Annotated in this window: 19 protein-coding genes, 1 tRNA gene and 1 pseudogene; 14 read left to right on the plus strand and 7 right to left on the minus strand. The window is 48.7% G+C overall.

All coding sequences use genetic code 11. The features are described from left to right. The first annotated feature begins 178 nt into the window (after nt 1-178). The 3 genes from OXH18_RS20040 (at nt 179) to OXH18_RS20050 (ending at nt 3,577) form a co-directional block, all read left to right on the plus strand. Nucleotides 179-1,273, plus strand: coding sequence for a glycosyltransferase family 4 protein (locus OXH18_RS20040; RefSeq protein ID WP_268609236.1), 1,095 nt, complete (start codon nt 179-181; stop codon nt 1,271-1,273). A gap of 268 nt (nt 1,274-1,541) precedes the next feature. After that, the gene (locus OXH18_RS20045; RefSeq protein ID WP_268609237.1) at nt 1,542-2,450 is read left to right on the plus strand and encodes a S66 peptidase family protein; all 909 of its coding nucleotides are present in this window, start codon (nt 1,542-1,544) and stop codon (nt 2,448-2,450) included. Between the two features lie 329 nt (nt 2,451-2,779). Then, nucleotides 2,780-3,577, plus strand: coding sequence for an MlaE family lipid ABC transporter permease subunit (locus OXH18_RS20050; protein WP_268609238.1), 798 nt, complete (start codon nt 2,780-2,782; stop codon nt 3,575-3,577). A gap of 46 nt (nt 3,578-3,623) precedes the next feature. Here OXH18_RS20050 and OXH18_RS20055 read toward each other — a convergent pair whose 3' ends face one another. The 6 genes from OXH18_RS20055 to OXH18_RS20080 all read right to left on the minus strand — a co-directional run bounded on the left by OXH18_RS20055 (nt 3,624) and on the right by OXH18_RS20080 (nt 10,372). After that, nucleotides 3,624-4,145, minus strand: coding sequence for a hypothetical protein (locus OXH18_RS20055; RefSeq protein WP_268609239.1), 522 nt, complete (start codon nt 4,143-4,145; stop codon nt 3,624-3,626). A 235-nt stretch (nt 4,146-4,380) separates the two neighbouring features. Beyond that, entirely contained in the window at nt 4,381-5,844 is a 1,464-nt protein-coding gene (gene gltX / locus OXH18_RS20060; protein WP_268609240.1) for a glutamate--tRNA ligase, read from the minus strand. A 421-nt stretch (nt 5,845-6,265) separates the two neighbouring features. Further along, nucleotides 6,266-6,754 carry a hypothetical protein gene (locus OXH18_RS20065; protein ID WP_268609241.1) on the minus strand — a complete coding sequence of 163 codons (489 nt, stop codon included), beginning with the start codon at nt 6,752-6,754 and terminating at the stop codon, nt 6,266-6,268. 159 nt (nt 6,755-6,913) lie between these two features. After that, nucleotides 6,914-8,044, minus strand: coding sequence for a tocopherol cyclase family protein (locus tag OXH18_RS20070; protein WP_268609242.1), 1,131 nt, complete (start codon nt 8,042-8,044; stop codon nt 6,914-6,916). 18 nt (nt 8,045-8,062) lie between these two features. Further along, complete coding sequence (locus OXH18_RS20075; protein ID WP_268609243.1) at nt 8,063-9,403, minus strand: oligosaccharide flippase family protein; 1,341 nt, start codon at nt 9,401-9,403, stop codon at nt 8,063-8,065. 762 nt (nt 9,404-10,165) lie between these two features. After that, nucleotides 10,166-10,372 (minus strand): hypothetical protein, encoded by a 207-nt coding sequence (locus OXH18_RS20080; RefSeq protein ID WP_268609244.1) that lies wholly within the window; start codon nt 10,370-10,372, stop codon nt 10,166-10,168. Nucleotides 10,373-10,537: 165 nt separating this feature from the next. On the opposite strand from OXH18_RS20080, the gene recF reads away from it, so the two are divergent. The 4 genes from recF to OXH18_RS20100 all read left to right on the plus strand — a co-directional run bounded on the left by recF (nt 10,538) and on the right by OXH18_RS20100 (nt 13,265). Then, nucleotides 10,538-11,716, plus strand: a complete 1,179-nt coding sequence (recF, locus tag OXH18_RS20085) for a DNA replication/repair protein RecF (protein ID WP_268609245.1) — start codon at nt 10,538-10,540, stop codon at nt 11,714-11,716. Between the two features lie 124 nt (nt 11,717-11,840). Continuing rightward, on the plus strand, nt 11,841-12,482 hold the full coding sequence (gene msrA, locus OXH18_RS20090) for a peptide-methionine (S)-S-oxide reductase MsrA (protein ID WP_268609246.1): 642 nt from the start codon (nt 11,841-11,843) through the stop codon (nt 12,480-12,482). 170 nt (nt 12,483-12,652) lie between these two features. Further along, nucleotides 12,653-13,105, plus strand: a complete 453-nt coding sequence (locus OXH18_RS20095) for a hypothetical protein (protein ID WP_268609247.1) — start codon at nt 12,653-12,655, stop codon at nt 13,103-13,105. Between the two features lie 75 nt (nt 13,106-13,180). Further along, nucleotides 13,181-13,265, plus strand: a tRNA-Ser gene (locus tag OXH18_RS20100). 91 nt (nt 13,266-13,356) lie between these two features. Here the strand turns inward: OXH18_RS20100 and OXH18_RS20105 are convergent. Then, on the minus strand, nt 13,357-15,087 hold the full coding sequence (locus OXH18_RS20105; RefSeq protein WP_268609248.1) for a dynamin family protein: 1,731 nt from the start codon (nt 15,085-15,087) through the stop codon (nt 13,357-13,359). 723 nt (nt 15,088-15,810) lie between these two features. On the opposite strand from OXH18_RS20105, the gene OXH18_RS20110 reads away from it, so the two are divergent. The 7 genes and pseudogenes from OXH18_RS20110 to OXH18_RS25630 form a co-directional block, all read left to right on the plus strand. Further along, complete coding sequence (locus OXH18_RS20110) at nt 15,811-17,856, plus strand: di-heme oxidoredictase family protein (protein ID WP_268609249.1); 2,046 nt, start codon at nt 15,811-15,813, stop codon at nt 17,854-17,856. Nucleotides 17,857-18,074: 218 nt separating this feature from the next. Further along, the gene (locus OXH18_RS20115) at nt 18,075-19,136 is read left to right on the plus strand and encodes an AI-2E family transporter (RefSeq protein ID WP_268609250.1); all 1,062 of its coding nucleotides are present in this window, start codon (nt 18,075-18,077) and stop codon (nt 19,134-19,136) included. A 130-nt stretch (nt 19,137-19,266) separates the two neighbouring features. After that, entirely contained in the window at nt 19,267-20,514 is a 1,248-nt protein-coding gene (locus OXH18_RS20120; protein WP_268609251.1) for a PQQ-dependent sugar dehydrogenase, read from the plus strand. A 279-nt stretch (nt 20,515-20,793) separates the two neighbouring features. Then, nucleotides 20,794-20,988 carry a hypothetical protein gene (locus tag OXH18_RS20125; RefSeq protein WP_268609252.1) on the plus strand — a complete coding sequence of 65 codons (195 nt, stop codon included), beginning with the start codon at nt 20,794-20,796 and terminating at the stop codon, nt 20,986-20,988. Nucleotides 20,989-21,052: 64 nt separating this feature from the next. Then, on the plus strand, nt 21,053-21,319 hold the full coding sequence (locus OXH18_RS20130) for a hypothetical protein (protein WP_268609253.1): 267 nt from the start codon (nt 21,053-21,055) through the stop codon (nt 21,317-21,319). 410 nt (nt 21,320-21,729) lie between these two features. Further along, nucleotides 21,730-21,909, plus strand: coding sequence for a hypothetical protein (locus OXH18_RS20135; RefSeq protein WP_268609254.1), 180 nt, complete (start codon nt 21,730-21,732; stop codon nt 21,907-21,909). 476 nt (nt 21,910-22,385) lie between these two features. Beyond that, nucleotides 22,386-22,493: pseudogene (locus OXH18_RS25630) on the plus strand (transposase); the annotation flags it as partial. Nucleotides 22,494-22,546 lie beyond the last annotated feature (53 nt).

Below are 22,546 nucleotides of genomic sequence, written 5' to 3' on the forward strand. Positions count from 1 at the left end.
CGATTATTATTCTGTGTGGTACGACGGATTGAGATGAGGAGATCCCTACCTACCGGCATCGGGATTTCTGGCTAAGCGTAAGCTTGGATGAAGTCGATCGACCCGATCGGTTTGAACTGCAATTTAATCCCCAACTCAATCTGTAAAAAGCCTGCTTAATTGGTCGGAGAATGTCTCAGTGCCGCAACTTTCTGATCGTAAAGCTAATTTCAAATCCTTAAAGCTGTTGTTTCTCTCGACTCCGGTGGGGCCACTAGGAACTGGGCTGGGCGGCGGGGTAGAACTAACCTTGCAGAACATGGCTCAAGAACTGATGCGGCGAGATCACCAGGTGCAAATTGTAGCCCCGGCTGGTTCTAAATTAGCAGGATTGCCGATTGCCCAAATTGCCGGCAACTTGCAGAGCAGCGCCCAAACGCAAGGACGCGATGCCCCGATCGTCCTGCCAGCTAATTCGGTATTGGGCAACATGTGGGAGTATGCTTACCAACAGCAAGATCAATACGATGTGCTGATTAACTTTGCCTACGATTGGTTGCCGTTTTACCTGACGCCCTTCTTTGCCAAGCCGATCGCCCATCTCGTCAGCATGGGATCGTTGACTGAGGCAATGGATACAGTGATTGCACAAACTCTTGATCGTTTTCCCGGCACGATCGGCGTCCACAGCCGCGCCCAAGCCGATACCTTTGCGTTTGGCAATCGATGTCGCATTCTCAGCAACGGTTTAGATCTCTCGCTGTATCAATTTCAGCCAGAACCCGCCAATTACCTTGGTTGGGTCGGTCGCATTGCGCCAGAGAAAGGCGTTGAAGATGCGATCGTGGCGGCTCATCAGTGCCAGATTCCTCTGAAAATCTGGGGAGCGATGCCGAACCCTGACTATTGGCAGCAGATTTGTCAAACCGATGCCGACTTTTCCTACGGAGGATTTTTGCCGACCGACCAGCTACAAGCTGAATTGAGATCCTGCCGGGGGCTACTAATGACTCCAAAATGGATTGAGGCGTTTGGTAACGTGGCGATCGAAGCCCTTGCCTGTGGCGTTCCGGTGATCTCCTACCGTCGGGGCGGCCCCGCAGAAATTGTGCAGCACGGCAAAACTGGATGGCTCGTCGAGCCTGATTCCATTGAAGGACTGGTGGAAGCCATTGAGCGACTGGATGAAATCGATCGTCACACCTGTCGCCAACAGGCAGAATCTCAGTATTCCATGCAGGCAATGGGCGATCGGGTGGAAGCGTGGATTAGAGATATGTTGGTAGTGATCTAGATTCTTCTTGGCAGGTACTGCTTAGTTGTCACCCTGTACATACTCTGTACAGACAATCGTTCACGAAGCAACAAAAAGGATACCCTTTTGAGGTTCGTTTACCAGTGGGCTTACACGTTCAGGGGGCATTCTTGTAGATTCAAATTAGGTGTCTAGACTGGAAAGCTGACAATGCTCGATTTGTTGAGTGTGTCCCGGCAGACGTAATTGAAGAAGTACAAGCTACAATTCATCCACTGATACCCTAGAGCGTCGTTATTCAAAATTCATGCTGGTTCTTCCTCCTCCGCTTCAAGTTGGCGATCGTCTGCTAGTGATTGCGCCCAGTGGGGTCTTGCGAGAACTGGATGCGTTGCAGGAAGGAATAGAGATTTGGCGATCGCGGGGCTATCGGGTGGAGTTGAGTCCGGGCTATGATCAGCGCTGGGGTTATTTGGCGGGAACCGATGCCGAAAGACGATCGCAGCTAGAAGCGGCATGGCTCGATCCGGACTGTCGGGCGATTCTTTGTGCAAGAGGTGGATACGGCGGCGCACGACTCTTGGAAGCTTGGCACTGGTCGCCGATCGATCGTCCCAAATGGTTGATTGGGTTTTCAGATATTACGAGCCTGTTGTGGGGACTGTGCCGGGAAGAAATTTCTGGAGTACATGGGCCGTTGCTCACAACACTGTCCGCTGAGCCGGACTGGTCGGTACAACGCTTGTTTGATTGGGTGGAAGGGCGATCGCTAGCTCCGTTGCAGGGAGTGGGTTGGGGCGGCGGACAAGCCAGTGGCGTGCTGTTGCCTGCTAATCTCACGGTTGCAACCCACCTGCTCAATACCTCCGCTCAACCAAGTTTAGTAGGCGCGATTTTGGCCTTTGAAGATGTGACCGAAGCCCCCTATCGCATCGATCGCATGTTGACACAGTGGCGCATGAGTGGTGCATTTTCCAAGGTACGGGGCATTGCCTTAGGACGATTCAGCCAGTGTGATCCACCGCCCAACATTCCCAGTTTTACCGTCGAGGAAGTCTTACGGGATCGATTGTCCGATTTGGGAATCCCGATTGTGTCGGATTTACCGTTTGGACACGATGGCGTCAACGCGGCATTACCCGTGGGAGTGCTGGCTCAGTTAGATGGAGAAACTGGAACGTTGAGTATTAATTTAAGCGTCCCTGAATTACCCTAGCGGTAGGGAAATGAGAGAGGGAGAGCCATAGATAAACTAACACTGGCATACGTGACTTTGGCAGATCTTCAAGCAAAGATACAGAGAAAACCAGTATTGCCCAGACCTTGAGGATACGAAAGGCGATCGGTGCTCGTTATCAATCGACTCAATGTTTGGCTGTCGAAGAATACAGCCAGTCTAGCTAAGAAGTGAGCGTATGATAAGTTAAGAACTGTTTCTCGGCATCAAATCAACGCTAATATTAGCGGCATTCTCGCGATCGGCGTTCGTTACACCATTGCCGTAGCGGGTTGTTGTTACATGCGTTGCCAGTTGAGTGTGTTCCCATGAATCAAATTATTGTTGCTTCCGGGTTTGGGCGGTGGAGCCAGCGGCTGTGGGAGTCAATTCTATTAGGGGGGCGGGTGGTGTTTCATCTCATCACCGGGCGGATCGATCGCCGCAACACCCTAGAACAAATGGCCGCCGTAGGTCCAGCTTCGTTATTGATTGTGTTAGTTATTGCTGCATCGATCGGGATGGTATTCACCATTCAAGTGGCTCGCGAGTTCTTGCGGTTTGGGGCTAGCTCAGCCGTTGGGGGAATTTTGGCCATTGCCCTCAGCCGCGAGTTATCACCGTTGCTGACGGCTGTGGTGGTGGCCGGTCGAGTGGGAGCCGCGTTTGCCGCTGAAATTGCTACCATGCGTGTGACCGAACAAGTTGATGCCCTCTATATCCTCAGAACCGATCCCGTAGAGTACCTCGTTGTGCCACGAGTCGCTGCCTGTTTAATGATGGTGCCGGCCTTGACCGTGTTTTCCCTGGTGACAGGAATGCTAGGTGGGTGGGTGGTAGCAACACAGTTTTATGACCTCAGTACAGAATCTTTCTTTGATTCGGCTCAAGCCTTTGTTACATCCTGGGATTTATTTAGCGCCCCCATCAAAGCGGCGGTATTTGGCACGCTGATCGCCATTATTGGCTGTAGTTGGGGGTTAACCACCAGCGGTGGAGCTAAAGACGTTGGACAATCCACCACAGCGGCTGTTGTCACCTCGTTGCTAGCCATTTTCTTCTCAGATTTCTTTCTCTCGTGGCTGATGTTCCGAGGTCTTGGCTCGGCAGGACTAGAAGCCTTTTAGAAAACCTGGTGAGAAAACTCCGGACAGCAGCATTTCTTACTTGTTCTTACTTGGTGGCAGAAATACGAATGACATAGGGGTGGTAGGCATCCTGCGAGTAAGACCCAACCCAAATTTCGTAGGTTCCAGAGAGCCACTGTCCGGCAATACCAGGGTTTTGTCCAGAAAAATCGTCATTACACCAAACCCCTCCTGGACCTCGAACAATCAGGGTAGTATCTTCTGGACTTTCCACTTGCAGGCTCAGATAGCTGAAAAATTCAGTTAATATCATGCGGTGATCCGATTGTTCATCCACAAATCCATTACAGGGTCCAGTGGCGGTTTCGGTACGTCCTGCTAGCTCGCGGCTGGCGATCGCCCCTCCACTAATCCCCCGAATCGTGGTGGGATCAGGCGTAAAATTAGGGCTGAGGGTTACGTCTTCAAAAATGGTGACACCAGGTGAAAGTTCCACCGTTTGAGCATCAGCCGTATTTCGCGCTGAGTATTCACCCGTCCATAAACCAAGTAACAACAGTAACACAACTTGAGGCAAGCGAATCAGTTTCAACCCTTGAGTCAGCATGGGTAAAAGTTCGTAAAGTTAAATCAGCAACATTGGCATGGCTACCCGTTGCTGATGACCAGAATTAGAATACGACAGTTCCTTTGTTAACAGGAAGTTTAGATTGATTGATCAGGTTTTATGAGTTGCGATCGACCGATTGCCGCGATTGTCTCAGCAGGGTACACAGGGCTTAGACATCTTGACGACTAGGTAAACCACTACATCAAACCACTACATCAGGCAAGAGCGAATCTCATTCGCCTAAGGGCGTTTCCGCAACAGCCAGAGCTTGATTTAACCGACGAATATCGAATTGGCGCTGATGCAGCAGCAACCAAGATTGCACTAGATCTGGCCCTTGCATATCTCCGGTGAGGGCAGCCCGCAGCGATCGCATCACCAGCCCTTTTTTCACATTGGCGGCCTTGACGCCTTGCTGGATGATCGCTTGAATGGTGGACTCTGTCAGCGCAGGGGATTGCTCTAATACAGACTGGATTGCTGCCAGAGCCGTAGCAACATTCGGCTGTTGCAACTGAGCCGTGGCCGCCTCTGTAAAGCCCACATCTGCTACAAATAGATATCGTGTCATCTCTACTGCATCCTCTAGACGTACCAAGCTCGGAGCAACCAAGGCGGCAATTTGCTCTAACCAGGCTCGATCGTTCGTGGCGTCAAACTCATATCCTGCTGCTTGCCAATAGGGAATCAACAAATCAGTGATTTGCTCAACCGGCATATGATGCAAATACTGACTGTTAATCCAGTTCAGCTTGTCCCAGTCAAACTTGGCTCCTGCTTTGTTAACCCGATCGAAGCTAAAGTGCTGGGCGGCTTCTGATAAGGTAAAAATCTCGTTCATTCCTTCCGGTGGCGACCATCCCAACAGTGTCATATAGTTAGCAAGTGCTTCGGCGGTGTAGCCCATGCGCTGAAAGTCGGAAATGGACGTAACTCCATCTCGCTTTGAGAGTTTGGCTCCTGCTTGGTTCAAAATCAACGGTGTATGCCCAAATTCTGGCACAGTAGCTCCCAAGGCTTCATACAGCAAAATTTGCTTCGGGGTGTTGCCAATGTGGTCTTCGCCACGAATCACTTGAGTGATGCCCATATCAATGTCATCAACCACCACCACAAAGTTGTAGAGCGGTTGCCCGATCGTTTCGGCGTCGGCTGCTCGTGCAATCACCATATCACCGCCCAAGTCGCGCCCTTTCCACGTTACTTTGCCGCGCACCAAGTCAATCCAAGTAATTTCACGATCGTCATCAATTTTGAAGCGAATGACGGGTTTACGTCCTTCGGCTACTAATGCTGCCTCTTGTTCTGGAGTGAGATTGCGATGACGGTTGTCATATCGAGGCGCTTCGTTTCTGGCTTTTTGAGCCTCGCGCATAGCGTCGAGTTCTTCAGGGGTATCGTAAGCGCGGTAGGCCAAACCCTTGTCTAGCAGTTCTTGTACCTTCTGCTGATACAGATCCATCCGCTTGGTTTGGAAAAATGGGCCCTCATCCCAATCCAATCCGAGCCAGCTTAAGCCGTCCAGAATGTTTTGAGTATATTCAGGGCGCGATCGCTCTAAATCCGTATCCTCAATGCGCAAAATAAACTGTCCACCCTGGTGCCGAGCGAACAACCAGTTGAACACGGCCGTTCGGGCTGTGCCGATATGGAGATTTCCAGTAGGACTAGGAGCAATGCGAACGCGAACAGACATGGTAGGGATGGGGGAATTAGGGGTTAGGAATTAGCTTGCTTGTGAGCGCTAGTCAAACATGGCACTATCACTCTCTCCTAGGCTGCACAACACGCATCAATTATTCTAACGGTTGATGGAAATCCAAGCAGCGATCGTAGGTTAGCAGACGTAACTAGCCCAGAGGGACAGTCTGGGAGTGACTAGCCCGAATCATCATTGGAGTCAATATATTGGGGTTAATATCAAGTGGGGTTAATATCAAGCAATCGCAGGCGATCGATTAACAACTCAATGACCGTTCAAACCTAGTGACAACTCTTGATGACCCTCTATAGTCTCCCTTACCAAGGAGAACGGCGACAGCCGGGGGTATAGCTGTAAAAAGCGCCCACTCAAGGGGCGCCCTTTTCGGATTTTCAGAAGCTAAAACTCTATGGCCTTAGACTGAAACTGAGTCGGCTTCAGACGATTCTTCGCGGGTATTCAAAGATTCTAAGGCCGCCGCAGGAACTTCGATTGTAAAGGCAGAGGTTTCAAAGGCAGAATCTGCTGATGCTTCCGAGGCTACAGCTGAGTTGATCGGCTCTACAGGACGAGACAGTCGTCGCTTTAGCCCAATACCGCCTGCAATCAACCCTGCGGCGGCTACAAGTCCAAGCCCTAATGCCAGTTTGTTGAAGTCAGACAGTTGATTCACGTTGCTCAAGGTCGAACCAGCCATTGGAGCATCAACCGAATCAGACAGATCAGCCGCATCCACGGTTGCATCTACAGAACCTGGTGTATAGTGGGGCGCATTGGCTTCAGACGCACCTCTCATCTTGCTGAAGATACAAGGAGATGCCATGCTAGCAGTTGCCAACGTTAGGGTAAAGGCAGTCGTAAGAGCCATCGATCGCAAAACGGTGTGAGAAAGCGCTGGTTTCATGGTTGTCTCCTTAGTTAAAGTTAAGTAACGTCATTTGAGAACAGCGATCTTCATCGCGAAGATTGCCGACCGAACCACAGGCTCTCGAATGCTCCTAAAACCATATCGGAAGTTCCCCCAATTTTGCAAGCCGGGATTGATCGAGCATTGATTGGACGGTTAGTTACTTACATAATTCACGTAGCGGAAGCTGGGCCAATAGGAAGCAGCAGCTTGCCAGACCGACTGCCACGGACTGCCTCCCACTTCCAAACCACAGAGAGAACTATCAGCTACCAAAATGGTACGGGATCGACCCATCGATCGATCGCGCAACTCTAGGTGTAGCTGACCATGCATAGTATCTCGACAGCAAAATGCTAAGCCATTGACGGTAGGAGCGCGCAGCGGTGTGCCCGATCGGGTCGTAGTTCCCGTTAACTCTACTTCATAGCGGTCATTGCGAGCCGTCATCCGCCAATAGCCCCACGGATGCACCTCCCACTCCACATAGGCATTCCAAGGCACAAATTCATAGAACCTGCCCTGATGATGAATACCAATGAGGGCAGCAGATTCTGTCCACCAGAGAACATCACGATAGCCGCCTCCAGCAGTCAGCGCCAAGTCCGGTTCCTGCTCGAAGGCATTGCAGTTGAGCCAAAACCACTTTTTAGGAAATGCACCACCCCAATTTTTTTCTCCATAGGCCGGAGCATCTCTGAAGCTGTAGCGTTGGCCATTCCACTCAATCCAACCCGTCGCCAACCCATGTGCCATCAAAATTTGCCAACCTGGTTCAAACAGTTGAAACTGGGAGAACCAACCTGCCGTCGATTGCTGCGATTGAGCAGGATTGCCCCAGCCATAAATAGGTTGAAGGTGATATTCCCAACGAGCCGTCTGTCCAGTTCCAGGATCATGTAAGTTGCCTTGATGCCAGGTTGCAGTTGCTTGATAACCTTGTTGCACCTTGGTAGTAAAGTCGATCGGATCTAAGTAGACTGGGGGATGGCCAGGCGGTAGCTCTGTAATACCCCAGTGCCCCAATCCCAACGCATCCGGCCAGGCCCAAAACCGATTGACATCGGGAAAAGTGCGACAGAGGTATTTATCATCAGGGCCTAGGATCTGCGCTGCGCCCCCACTATGGGGGCTGCCGCCAATTGGGTCTTCGATGGAATACATGAAGGCCACCGTTTGCCGATGTTCTGGCAATGTGACTCGGTAATACCAGCCCTCAAAAAAACGTCGAGACGAGCCATCCCAGTGATAGCCACTGTGGGGGGTTTGCAAATTGCGATCGGTCATGAGCGAAGTAAGAAAACGTTAAGCGACTCCTTGCAACGGTAACGACAACCCGAAGAGAACTCGCCCCAAAGCCAAGAACACCAGCCCGGCGAACAATAACCCAGTTGCTTGAATATCTTGAGTTAAACAACCGATTTTCTCTCGGTGTAAGCCATAGGTGACAACTGCGTAGTAGAACAGGTCATTTAGTGCCACTGCTAGCACAGCCCCCAGGTTTCCTAGCCAGGCAAATCCAACTAAAATCCCAACAATGGTGAAGGCCATTCGGGTGAAGTTTCCAATAGCAGTGTAATGTACTTTTCCGAGGGCTGTCAGAGAAGCTTCTACCGTTGAGCAGAGGAGGCGAGGCCAAATTCCCAAAGCCAGAATGGGCAACATCCAAGCAGCGTCTTCATAGCGCTCGTCATAGAGCAAGTAAATTAGGTAATCACCAAAGCTGATCAACAACATCATCATGGCGGTTAAGCCCAGCAACAATGGCTTGCGGTTACGCAGCAATTTTGATCGCAGTTCGTAGCGCGGCAGATCAATCAGCATTGAAACAGCCGGAAAAATTACCTTACCGCCCAGTGAAATTGCAATGCTGCGGGGCACATCACTGAGCATAAGCGCAATGCCATACACTCCTAATAGCTCTAAAGAGAATAGTTTACCGAGCAAGAGGCGATCGGCTTGTTCTGCCAAAAACGTGAAGGCAGTTGAAACGAAAATCCAGCGGCCGATTGAGAACAGTTCCCTAGCCGCGCTTTTTTCCCAAGTAAATCGATTCGAGTAGCCAGGTATTAGATAAAAGCTCCAGATTGTTTTAATTGCTGTAGAGACTAGACTTCCCACGGCCAACGACCAGACACTGGCATCAAAATAAGCCCAAATCACCATCACCACCAATTGAATGATCTGGGTGACTAGTTCCATTAGGGTAAGTTGTCGAACCGCTAAGTTGCGCTCCATCAGGTAAAACGCCGTGGAGTTGAATCCACCAATTACCGTCGTCAAGCCCACAACCGGAATCAACCACTGCAACTGGGGTTCGTTGTAGAACTGGGCCATTGGAGCCGCCATTAGTAGACAAACCAGCCACAGTCCAAACCCACGAATCACCTGAATTGTCCATGCGGTGTTGGCAAAGTCAGGTTCCTCGCCCCGTTTGTTTTGAATGATGCTGACTCCAATGCCCACATCTGAAAACAGCGCCAGCCCCATGATGAAGATATTGACTAGCGCCATGAGTCCGAAGAACTCTGGAAACAGGAGACGAGTGAGAATTAAATTTCCTCCTAGTCGTAAAACTTGCCCTCCGCCATAGCCAACAAGCGTCCAAACCAATCCTTGTACGGCACGTTTCTTCAAATTGCTCATGATTCGCTGTCAGTAGAGACGAGTGGAACTATTAACAATCGCAGCAACTATTCCATATTCTTGTATTCTTAGGCTGCGCCTTAAACCAGTAAAGACCAGCAGGATCGGTGGGCGATTTCACCCTGGTTAACAAAGCTGTGCGCGTGTCAACGGTCTGTTATCCACCCAGTCTGTGTTCTCTAGCTTCTTTACTGATAGAGTGCAGATTGAAATCTACCTGAAACCCGCATCCCAATCAGCAGTTTGTATTAGCCGAGCGCTCATGGTTGATGCCAATAGCAGTTCGATCATGGCTGCAAGCCTTGGGACTATATCTTGATTCACGGTGGAGTTGTCTTGTCAGCAAGTTTGAGCGCTGACATTGGGTGAAATGAGCAATCAAGTCTGCACAAGATGGTTTTGAGCAAGCGTTGGCGAAGGAAACACAAACAAGAGCGCGCAGAACCCGGCTTAAACATACTTGGAACGAATGGAAAATAGGAATGCCCTGTGAAAAATTGAGCACTGGAAATCCGATCGCTCTTCTGGAAAGCTGCTCTCCTGGTAATCTTTTCCGTTGGCAATAGGTTCCTTCGGAGATGGAGTCCTTCAGAGGCTGTTTTCCACAGATTGATCTCAGACTTACCTGAACACCACCCTATCATTGCAGGCAAGGCACAGGCTGCTAGGATTACTTCCCTTAATCAAGACTTCACAGGAACCAAAAGGGGGCTTTAAGGATACTCAAATGAACGGGAAAACGGATGGTGTTGACAAATTAGGCTAGCCCAACAATTTGTTTTTAAGGTATCTGGCTTTTACAGGTAATTCATGGGCAATAGCTGAAATCATCCGCCCAGCAATAGTTGATTGACTAGTTGATTGACCATCAGGGAACATAAAGGTAGAAGAAGTCAGATTCTTTTCAGCAATTAGCTTGAAACGAAACAACTGAATCAGAAACAGGCGCTTAAAACCAAGATTAGACACATAGATGTTGGTTTAGTATACTGCGATGGCTGTCAAGCGATAGGCACAAATAACTGAAATTAGATGTCTAACTTAAGGTCAGACGGAGCACTATGAATCATCCTTAAATAGTCGATAATACTGAAATTGTCCCTTTTGCATTCAGGGACTTCTGCTGTCGCTGTTATGTATTTGAAAACGCTGCACTTGCGGCAATTTCGCAACTACCGAGAACAGTTCGTTGAGTTTTCTGCTCCCAAAACAATTTTATTGGGAGATAATGCGCAAGGAAAATCGAATTTACTCGAATCAGTGGAGTTGTTGGCAACACTACATTCCCATCGATCGTTGCGCGATCGAGAGTTAGTGCTGGAAGGCGAGCAAGTCGGTCAAATTGCGGCAGCATTGCAACGAGAGACTGGATGCATTGACTTAGCCATGACCTTCCGCCACAACGGACGCCGTACTGTCAGCCTGAACGGAGAAACCCTGCGTCGTCAGCTAGATTTCTTAGGTGTGATGAATGCGGTGCAGTTTTCTAGTCTAGATCTAGATCTAGTACGGGGTGGACCCGGAGAGCGGCGCAGTTGGCTAGATACGCTACTGATTCAACTAGAACCAGTCTATGCCTATATTTTGCAGCAATACAACACTGTGCTGCGGCAGCGCAACGCGCTGTTAAAACGGCAGCGCGGAGAAGCGGCAACGCCAGAGAGCCAGGTTAGGGATGCCGCCTCAGTTTATCTTCCTGATGTCGCCAGTTCTCTAGAGGCTTCGACAGAACTGTCGATTTGGAATGCGCAGCTAGCGGCGATCGGATCGCGGGTGATTCGCCGCCGAGCCAGAGTGCTGCAACGCTTAGCTCCACTAGCGCAAACTTGGCATGAAGCCATCAGCGCTCGTACTGAAACCTTGGAGATCCGTTATGCTCCCAATGTAGCGGCTCAACAGGACGATTCAGAGGCGATTCAACAGTCCTTTTTGGAAAAAATGCAGCAGCGATCGATCGCTGAATGGCATCAAGGCACAACCTTGGTTGGACCTCACCGTGATGAAGTGGAGTTTACCATTAACCAAACTCCAGCCCGGCAGTACGGCTCACAAGGGCAGCAGCGAACTCTGGTGCTGGCACTGAAACTGGCGGAACTAAAACTGATTGAATCCGTTGTAGGGGAGCCGCCCCTATTGCTGCTGGATGATGTATTGGCAGAACTGGATTTGAATCGTCAAAACAAACTGCTAGAAACCATTCAAGATCGATTTCAAACGCTAATTACCACGACACATCTTGGCTCTTTTGATGCTCAATGGCTGAAATCGTCTCAAATTCTCACCGTTGAGGCTGGACAGATTCGAGTGGCGTGATTCAGATTCACCCTAATTTAAATTCAAGGATTTATGGCTACCACCAAAATCCTCAAATCAAATCGCTACACTATAGGTAAAGAAAGATAACAACTAATCCCCATCCAGTCTAAATTCTAATTCTATGGTGCTATTTGGATTTGGTAAAAAACTAACCCTCCCGACTCCTGACACTGCCTTACCGGGTCGCTCTGAACCGATGCCTGTCACCGATCGCCACTTTGTTAATGGCAACCCCCTCAAGCCTCCTTTTCCCCAAGGCATGGAACTGGCACTGTTTGGACTTGGCTGTTTTTGGGGAGCCGAGCGCAAATTCTGGCAACAGGATGGCGTTTACAGCACCTCCGTTGGCTATGCCGCAGGGATTACTCCCAACCCCACTTATCAAGAAGTTTGTACTGGCATGACCGGTCACAATGAAGTCGTGCGCGTTGTCTACGATCCTCAAAAAGTGAGCTATGCCGATCTGCTAAAAGTGTTTTGGGAAAGCCATAACCCCACCCAAGGAATGCGGCAGGGCAACGATGTTGGAACTCAGTATCGATCGGGCATTTATGTTTATTCTGACGAACAACGACAGTTGGCGGAAGCGTCTAAACAAGCCTATCAACAGGCGCTGAAAGCAGAAGGGTATGGCGAAATCACTACTGAAATCCTAGATGCACCTGAGTTTTACTATGCCGAAGACTATCATCAGCAGTACCTAGCTAAGAATCCCGGTGGCTATTGTGGCTTGGGTGGTACAAAGGTGTGCTATCCAACCTAGAGAAAGGCGAAAGCTAAAGTAGGGTGGGTAGTACCCATTTCAATCCCTACCTTGAAAAGCTGATGGGGTCTAAAATTTTGCTAAATCTTTTGCAAAGCGTATCCCAAGGTACTGTCTACCTCGCTTTTGGTTGGCACATAATCCAAGTAAATTGCGGGAGTTTAAGTTGAGTGAATGCAGCAGAACAGGCGATCGGGCTGGAGTTGACCGCGAAAATTGCGGCCGTTGTCAATGGATTTAAAGCTCAGTTTCCAGATGCTAAAGCCGACTTAAAGCCGTGGGCTAATGACCCTGATACGCGAGAGTTGGTTGACCCAGACTCGATTGACATTGGGTTTCATTTGCCTGGATGGAGCCGCTTGGTTCAAGGTCGCAGCATGTTGGTGCAAATTCGGTTCTACGACGATCCGCTGATGGAAACACGGCGGGTGATTGGGCTGGAGGTGGCCGGCTTTACTCATTTAGGGGAACAGTGGCGGCTTTCCACCGTCGAAAACTGGCGATTTGTTGGCACAACGCAACCTGCTGACGAGGTGAAAGAAAAGCTGAAACTCTTCTGCCGACAAGTGTTTGAACTGTTTAATACGGAGCAGTTCAATAGCATAGATGATATTTCGAGTTAGGAAATTCGGCATGATTGCCAATTCCTGGGCCTGACACAGTAAAATAGCAAAGATAGTCGAATACACTTTCGCCTTGGAGAGGTGGCAGAGCGGTTGAATGCGCTTGACTCGAAATCAAGTTTGGGTCACACCAACGGGGGTTCGAATCCCCCCCTCTCCGTTCTCGGAATCTATTAGATAGCTTGTTAGTACAAGACCTATCCTGCTAGTGTTTCTGCACTTGGCTAAGCTTTCATCTGCTGCCATGTTGCCTAGCTTAAGCGGGTATTCATCTGACTAAACAACTGCTCTGCATTAGCTTGGATAGTTTTATATCGATCGATAATAGGAGCAATTTCCTCGGTTTCATGCTCTACATAGTCGTAAAACTGCACAAAAATCCGTTCCACCTCTTCGTAAATAATGCTGAGTTTTTGATTCAATCGATCGGTAATTTCCAGCTTAAAGCGATCTTTTTCATTGTCCAGCGCTTGTTCAAATCGCTGAATGATGCGATTACGCTGCCAGGCAATGCCGACAGCAAAAATGATTACGCCAATGCCCGCAAAGGCAATGCCAATCGCATTCAAAATGGCTTCAGCAACCGTGAACTCAATGATGTGTAAAATAATACCAGCTACCGACGCGATCGCCCCACCTACAATTTCAGCCGCCATATTGTCTGCATTTGCCGACAGTGATTGTGTAATGTCTTCATCAGCAAATAGTTGATTGACTTTGCATTTCACACTTTCAATCACTTCTTGCCGCCGCTCTAAAATTTTGATTGAGATCAAATTGCTTTGAATTTGCTTAGTTTGCACATTATTTAAATCATGGGTCAATCCTTCTAGTAGTTGACGAATGCCATCAACAAAGTGTTGCGCTCCTTCATTCGAGACTTCTTCCAAGGAGGATTTGAGCTCCCGTTGACAGCGCTCCTGAAATTCATTAACCCAGGCTTGCATAGAGGCCTCTTTGTTGAAAATACCAACAAACGATCGGCGAATCACGGTGAATACCGATAAACTGTCGCGAAACTCGCGCTTAATGCGAGCCGATAAACTGTCATATCGCCCTACCAACCGCTCGGTTAGATTATCTACTTCATAGCGCGATCGCTTACGTCCGGCTTCAATTCTAGAGCGAATGCTATCAACTGTGCGGCGATCAGCCTCTAGCTGCTCTTGTAGCCCCCGGATATCTCCAGACAGGGCATCGATGATTTTTTGTGTCGTCCCGCTGACCGATCGTAATTTGATTTTGTAGCTCTCACCCGATGACACCATATTACGAATGTAGGCACGCACGGCTTCAAACCCACTCTCTGCTTCGTTATTGAGTTCGCGATCGGCAGAGGTGGCAAAAATAATCGGTGATTTAATTTGCTTCAAGTTGGCATAGTCTCGCACTCGCTCCAAATTGGTTTGCAGATCAGCGGGTTTCAATAAATCAGCCTGCTGCAAGATAAAGACGACTTTTTTACGCCACTCTACACTGACAAAGTCGAGAAAGTCCCAGGCGCTCTTCTGATAGGGATTTTTGCCAAACAGCACAAAGAAGGTAAGATCGCTGTTGGGAATATAACGTTCGGTAATAATTTGATGCTCTTGAATAATCGTGTTCGTTCCAGGAGTGTCCACAATCGAGATATCTTTGAGAATATCGATCGGCAGGCCAATTTTTCTTAAATTAGGTTCAATCTGCATCCTAAACGGTTCGTCTGCATAGACGATTTGCTGAATTGCATCGGTGCGCGGTTCAATGTCTGTTTCGCACACCTCTGCTCCCAACAAAGCATTAATGAAGCTACTCTTACCTGCCTTAACTTCCCCCACTACCACAAACAAAAACGGCTCATTAATATTGCGTCTGAGACTTTCTACCGTTTCTTCCAAGGCTGCATTGTTAATGTCTGAAGATAACCGCTCAATGTGATGAAGTAAATCATTGAGTTTGAAGCGATAGTCTTGAAGTACCTCATCAACAATTTGGCTGGACATTGGACAACTCCTTTTGCAGGCGAGCGGCGATTCTTGTTCAGATCCTTTCTCTATTAAATAGTAGGAACTGCAAACCGCACAATTGTTCGTTGTACTAGCATTTCTGCCTTTAGAGTGATATGGAAAATTGACTGGTAGATGAATTTCAAGTTTTGCCCCTGAAATCAAAGGATGGGCTGGAGAACCTGATTAACCGAACAACTCTTTGCCCCCCATGCCTAACTCCCTGCCTTCATACAGGGCGAAAGGACTTCAACCCCAAACTCTGGATCGAACGCCCCTCACCTAATCTGGCAGAGGAGTTGGGGCGAGGACGGTGCACAGTTTGTTAAATTACAATTCGTTAAACCCCAAGCATTGAAGACAATCATGCAACCTTATTTACACCGATAAAAATTGCGCCTTTCAATAGCTTTAATTTAATTGAAGTTGAATTGTAATATTTAACACACGTTACAGCGAATTTGTGTTATGCGAAACCTAGAACTTGCTCTGGATGAGCAGTCTAGCTCGTATAACCATAGGCTTACCTAATAAAAATTTAGTTACTAGTATGCTTTTGTAAGGTATGGATAATATACATCCTTAAACAATAAAGCAATGCCGGTATCTAAAGTAAATTTGTCATTTTCTTATCACATTTGCGATCGACTCTAAACCGTAACGTTCCGGAGCAAAATTTGAACAATGAATTCTTTGAGAACCGATTCTTAGGAGAAACCTATGCGACTCCGAATTATCTTGATTTTAGTTGCCCTTCTTGGCTTCGCCGGCTTTCTGGGCTACCAGATCGAACTCACCTTACCCAGCGGCCCTCCTGCTTTGGCTGCTACCTACACTCCGCTCACACAACCTGCCCCACGCGGTATTGGTTCCTATGATGTGCTGGGTCATGTTGTCAGCCAGTCCGAGGCCGAGCAGTTGCTGCAAACCGACACTGGGCAGGAGTTCCTATCTCCAGAAAATGGAGCGGTTGAAATTACAGAGGATCTGCTTGACCTTGGACGGAAAACGTTCTATCAAGAATCCTTCGGCAACGATGTACTGTTCACTGATGTGGTTGGCATCTTAGATGGACCATTGGGAGTGAGTCAGTTGGCTAAATCGATTTTGGCGTTGAAAGGACAGCCTACTTCCAATTTGCAAGTCACGTTAGATGAAGACGTGAAACTGGGCGATCGAACCTTCCCCGCTGGTACGGTGATCAACACGGGATTAGATGTCGCCAAAGGATCGCTCGTGCCATTAGGACTGGTGAATCATCTCGATCACGGAAAACTGCGTGTCGGCATCACCTGCGCGCTCTGCCATGCTACGGTTAACGAGCAGACCGGACGGATCATTGAAGGAGCAACCAACACCGACGTCAATTTAGGAATGCTGTTGGCAATGGCTTCCAATTCAGCAGCACTGTTTCGACAAACGGATGTTAATCCAACTGAGATTCCATCCGGAGAGCATACCTACCTAACTGATGACGGTGAAATGGCAACCTTGCCTGATCCCCAAATCATGGAAGATGCTGTCGATGAGGCATTTCTATCTTGGCCGCCTGGAAATTTTGTCTCGAATGGCGATCTGAAAAACAACTCAGCCAAAGTTCCTTCGTCCTACACCCATGAGGCATTTCCGTTTGCCTGGAGTGGGGTGGCATCGATCGGCTGGTTTCATGGCTTGACCACACTCAACAATGCTGTGTTTGGTTTAAACGCTGATCCAACCACCACGGCTGATGCGGCTCCAGAGGTACTGGGCATCGACAAAGATCTTTATCTGGGCACGATGTTCCAAAATGCCCCTAGTTCTCGCTATCGCCTACCAGAGGAAACCAATCCCTCAGAATTTTTTGAGCAGGTTGATCCGACACCGGGTGCACCGGGCATCAACTGGACAATCAAAATGCCGGAGTATCCTAAAGGCACGTTGTTTATGCAAAACGGCTTGATGGCAGCCACACCCGGACATGCCGTTGCCGCTGAACTGAATGGCATGTCTGCCTGGCAAAACACGCTGGCTCCTCCCCCTAACGAGTCGATCACGGATATAGAGTCGGTACAGCGAGGCGCGAAAGTTTTTGAAGATGCCAATTGTGCCAGTTGTCACAGTGGACGTTACTTCACGAATCATCGGGTGATTGCGCAGCGAGAAATTAAAACTCAACCAGTGCGTGCGCCTGCCTCGAAGGATTTTGCCAAGGCCTTTGTTCCACCCGATACCTATGCACCGAATGTGCCTGTTCCTCTGCCGCCCGATCCAACTGTATTAACAGTGCCGACGGATATCACTCCCGAAGAGGACATCCAGCTTGCCTATGCTCAAAGCGATCCAGCCGGTGGCTACAAGGTAATCAAACTGATTGGCACCTATCTCCATGCGCCTTATTTACATGATGGTGGGGTTGCTGCCAGCGCTACGGCCCTCGCGCAAGAAGAAGATGGTTGGTACAGTATTGCCGAACCAGATCAAATTGGCATGGTGGGTACGTTTATGCAGGGAATTAAACCTGATGCGGCGGCCAGTTTGCGAATGCTGGTCGATCGCACGCTGCGTGAACCCATGGTGACCGCTAACAAAGCGAATGCTGATTTACAGCGATCGAATGTCAGCGGTCAGGGACATGAATATTGGGTAGACAAACAAGCAGGATTTGCACCCCAGGATCAAACCGATTTAGTCAACTTCTTGCTGTCATTGGATGATGACCCGATCGCTCTGCCCCCGTCTGTTACCTCCGAATTAGCAGCCATGGAGGCGAGGAAAGAGACATAGCAGAGCAAGAATCCGAAATCGTAACCCGAGTCGAGGGATACTTCAACGGGCAGATCAATGAACCGAGTGATCTTGAGAAAGATTAATATCATCATCGTTGATCTGCCCAGATGTACTTCAAACCGTCACTTTCCCATCACATTTGCGATCGATTCTGGAAGATAAGCTGAAAAGCCATGACTGCAATTCGGAGGGGATGCCTCATCTAGGTTCGCTGCATGAGACGACAACACCGCGTTAATTATTTAACCCGGTTGCTGATTGCGATCGGGGTGATTGGGCTATTTGTCCTAGTCGTACTGTTGGCTTGGGCGGTGGTCGATGTGCTACTGTTGGGATTTTTAGGGGTGCTGCTGGCGGTCGTGTTGCGAACCTTGGCAAAGCCGATCGCTCGTCGAACTCCCCTATCTAGCAAAGCAGCATTGGGGGTAGTGGTCGTGCTGCTGGTCATTGCCTTAGTAACGGTAGGGTGGTTGCTTGTCCCTGAGATTGTTGCCCAGACCGATCAATTAGTAGAGCGAGTGGGGAATGCCATTGAACAGCTAGAGGCGATCGTTCCAGATTTTCTTGATTTGGATGATTTGGGAACCGATGGATTGGGCAACATTCTGAATCGAGGCAATGGGCAGTGGCTGAATCCAAACAACATCCTGCCTCAACTGATGGATACCTTCGCCCTCACTTTGGGTGTCTTGGCAGATATTTTATTCGTGCTATTCATCGGTTTGTTTGTAGCGTTTGATCCTCAGTTATACTGCAATGGCATTGTGAGATTAATTCCTCCTAAGGGGCGAAAACGGGCACGAACGGCGATCGATAAAATCGTAGAGGGACTGCGGGCCTGGCTATTAGGACGTATCATTTCTATGATTGTAGTTGGGATCGTTACTAGTCTTGGCTTGTGGCTGTTAAACATTCCACTGGCTTTGGTTTTGGGACTGATTGCAGCATTATTAGAATTTGTGCCCGTAGTGGGACCACTACTTGCCGCCATTCCCGGCATATTAATTGCCTTTACCTTGGGACTCACGCCAGTCATTTATGTGTCTTTGTTTTATTTGATTATGCAGCAACTTGAAGGGAATGTGTTGACTCCGATCGTACAGCAACAAGTTGTTTCTCTGCCCCCAGCCTTGGGTCTGTCTACGGTATTGGCAATGGGAATTCTGTTTGGAATTTTGGGAATTTTGGTTGCTACGCCGTTGACGGTTGTTGTGTTTATCCTGATACGAATACTGTATGTAAAAGATATGCTAGAACCGAATTGTGACGATATTTAAGCCGAATTTTAACACAATTAGGGTCTGCTCAAATTACCTAAATTTAATTAAAAAAAGACTTTATAGGTAGGACATTGCTACTAGATTTTTAATATTAATTTTGCAAAATTTTGTGTAAAGGAGAGCATGAATGAGACAAACCAAACTAATTACCAGTGGAATTCTGTTAAGCCTATTTGGACTATTTGCCTGTACACCCACAACTGAATCAGTTCAGGAATCTCCGGTTGAGGTTACACCCAACGCTACTCAAGCTACACCTGAAACGACCGAGGAACAGACTGTTGCTCAAGCTGCCCCGGTTGAACCTGTGTGCCGTTTGGTGGAAGGAGGGTTCGGTCCCCAAGGTCAGGTCAATGTGCAAGTTGAGGAAGTGGTGTCTGGGTTAGATGTCCCTTGGGGCATCGCGTTTCTTCCTAATAACGATATGCTGGTGACCGAGCGACCCGGTCGAGTACGGCTGATACAGAATGGGGAATTACGTCCTGAAACGATCGCCACTATTCCTGTCAGCGATCGAGGTGAAGGCGGATTGTTGGGTATTGCAGCCCATCCTGAGTTCGCCACCAACCGTTTCTTCTATGTGTACTTTACGGCTGATGATGGCGGTGCGGTGGTGAATCGGGTAGAGCGCTGGCAGTTGGCAGAAGATGGGCTGAGTGCTACCCGCGATCGCACTATCGTAGACGGTATTCCAGTAGCACAATTTCACAATGGCGGTCGCATTCGATTTGGTCCTGATGGGATGCTCTACATTGGCACAGGCGATGCTAGGGACCCCGATTTATCTCAAGATATCAACAGCCTAGCGGGAAAGATTTTGCGCGTCACGCCCGAGGGAGAGGTGCCAGCAGACAATCCCTTTGCAGGTAACCCGGTCTATGTGCTGGGAATCCGTAACACACAGGGGTTCGATTGGATTAATAACTCTACGTTATGGGTTAGCGATCATGGCCCTAGCGGCGAGCTAGGTCGATCGGGTCACGACAAAGTAAGTGTGGTGCAAGCGGGCGACAATATGGGCTGGCCTACTACTTACCGCTGTGAATCGGCGGAAGGCCTAGTAACACCCTCGATCGTGTGGCAACAAGCACTCCCCCCCGGTGGAGCAACTATTTATACAGGCGATGCGATTCCTGAATGGAATGGAAGCTTAATGATTGCGGCATTGGGTGCAGAACAATTGCAGCGCGTGGTCATTGACCCGACAACAAATCAAGTGCAGCAGCATGAAGTATATTTGCAAGGGCAGCAGGGACGTTTACGAGAGGCGATAATGGGCCCAGATGGTGAATTGTATGTCACCACCAGTAATTGTGATGGCCGTGGGAGTTGTCCACCGGAATTAGACAAGATTCTGCGGATTACTCGCGAATAACCTGGGTCGCTCAGTAGATCTAGTGATCGATTTAATTAATCGTTATAAAAGTAACCGATCGTTCACGGTTATCGTCTTTCCTCGATAAACTGATCTTCATAAGTTGGTATTGATCAGTACACAATAGGAATCCATATTTGGGTAGACGTAATTGTCGTCGAAGTTCTCCAAAGTGGAAATAAGCTGATTGGCTTGCAGGTCTTGGCTTGCAGAACGGCGATGTCACGACTAAATAAAGCCAAATTCAGATAATCGTTAAGCATTGTCAAGCGAGGAATTATGACTAAGCCTGTAGTACTACTAGCAACGATCGTTGGATTCGCGTTTCTCCTAGTCGCTTGTGAACCCACCGGAACGGGAGCAGATGGTCCCGGAACCACTGAAACGACTCCAACGGCTCCTCCTGCTGATCCTCCTGCTGACCCCGCGACCTCACCAGTTGATCCCGCTACTACGCCGAGTCCTTCACCATAGATCAACCCTTTCTGGGAAGAAGAATATGCGCTTGTTGACACAGGCATAGGCACCAAGCAAAGCAGTGGTCAAATTTCGTCCTTATTTCGAGCAACAATATCCTCGGCGAGAACGCTGTATTGCTATTCTGGCTCTGGTGAATTTGCTGCTGGTGTTTTTTGATCTGAGTTATCTGAATTTGCGCAATGTTTACTTGCAAGTAGTTCCAGCACTCACGCGGCTCTATGATCCGGTTAAGGGGATTCAGCCACACCCCCAAACCGATCGCTATTTGCAGCAGAAGGTACTGTTAGGCTCACAGGACGACACAGAAAGCACTCCAGTTGAATAACGAAATTAGCCAAACAGATTGGGAGCAGACCCCCGAGAGTATCAAGCGATTGGTGTCGGATCTGATTGAGCGAATTATGATGTCCCCGAAAACTAGACAAAGGAATAAGATAGAATCGCTGCCCCAGACCTAGTAGGACTATGGAGATAACCGGGATTATGCAGCGCAAACACCACAGTGCTGAGTTCAAAGCCAAAGTGGCTCTTGAAGCAATCAATTGAAGTCGATAAATACAATCAGCGTTGACACCTCGGGTAGTCGTTTAGAACTCAATCTGCCTCATTGTCAGATATGACTTTCACTCCTTCTAGTCCTGCTCTAGACAGCTAGAGGATTAATCTCGCTCGCCTTAAATTGGGCATCCCTCGACCCGCAAACGCCCCAAACCCTCTTGACACGGACACGGCTTCATGGTCGTTCCCGTTCACCCGCAGCCGATCGCCCCTCTCTCCACACCGATCGCTCTCGTTCACATTGTCATTACCGTTGGCGTAGCCTCTCCTGCGGAGAATCGCTGCTGGGATGTTTCGGGGTTACCGATCGCTTCAACTACCGCCTCAACCGATCGCTCAGTGGGCTTTTCGGAATAGTCGATCGTCTCCAACTACGAGCGTAAGAGCTGTGTGCGGAGCTAGCTAACGGTTCTAGTCAGCAGTTGCCGAGGTCTTTGTGTCCAACTAGGCGGTTTCGGTCAATCCGCTGCACCAGAATTGTTAGCTTGATCGCCCTCACTAGCATGTAAATCTTGAATTTTGAGTTTCCCCTCCTGCTGTAATCTATTAAAAGCTTCGTGCAGCTTTGGTGAAAACTCACGAAAATCAATTCCTCGAAAATTTATTTCTTCTATCAGGTGTGTGTTTCTCCATCAGTTCAAAAAATGTTACTTGCGCGGTTTTTTTATGTGATCCTCTGATGAATGAGGGAAGTGTTTCAAACCATAATTGCTGACTGTATTCAAGTAACTGCTCTCTGCTCCAACCCCTCAAATAGGACATTTGAGAATATTGTTTTCTCCATATCTCGCTTCGTGAAATCATTTTAGGAGAATCAGTTTCTTGTTTTGAGAGGTGAGCATCTTGCCCCTCGATTGTTGTTGGCGTTTGGCGAAGAGCGTTCTCGCTTTACCAGTGCTCAAGACCTAATACAGTATGCAGGCATTGCGCCAGTCACAGAGTGCCAGCTAACATACCCCGTTGCACACCGACCGAAGAGGGCGATCGGCAGCGG

This window comes from Thermocoleostomius sinensis A174, from assembly GCF_026802175.1.
Lineage (GTDB): Bacteria > Cyanobacteriota > Cyanobacteriia > Elainellales > Elainellaceae > Thermocoleostomius > Thermocoleostomius sinensis.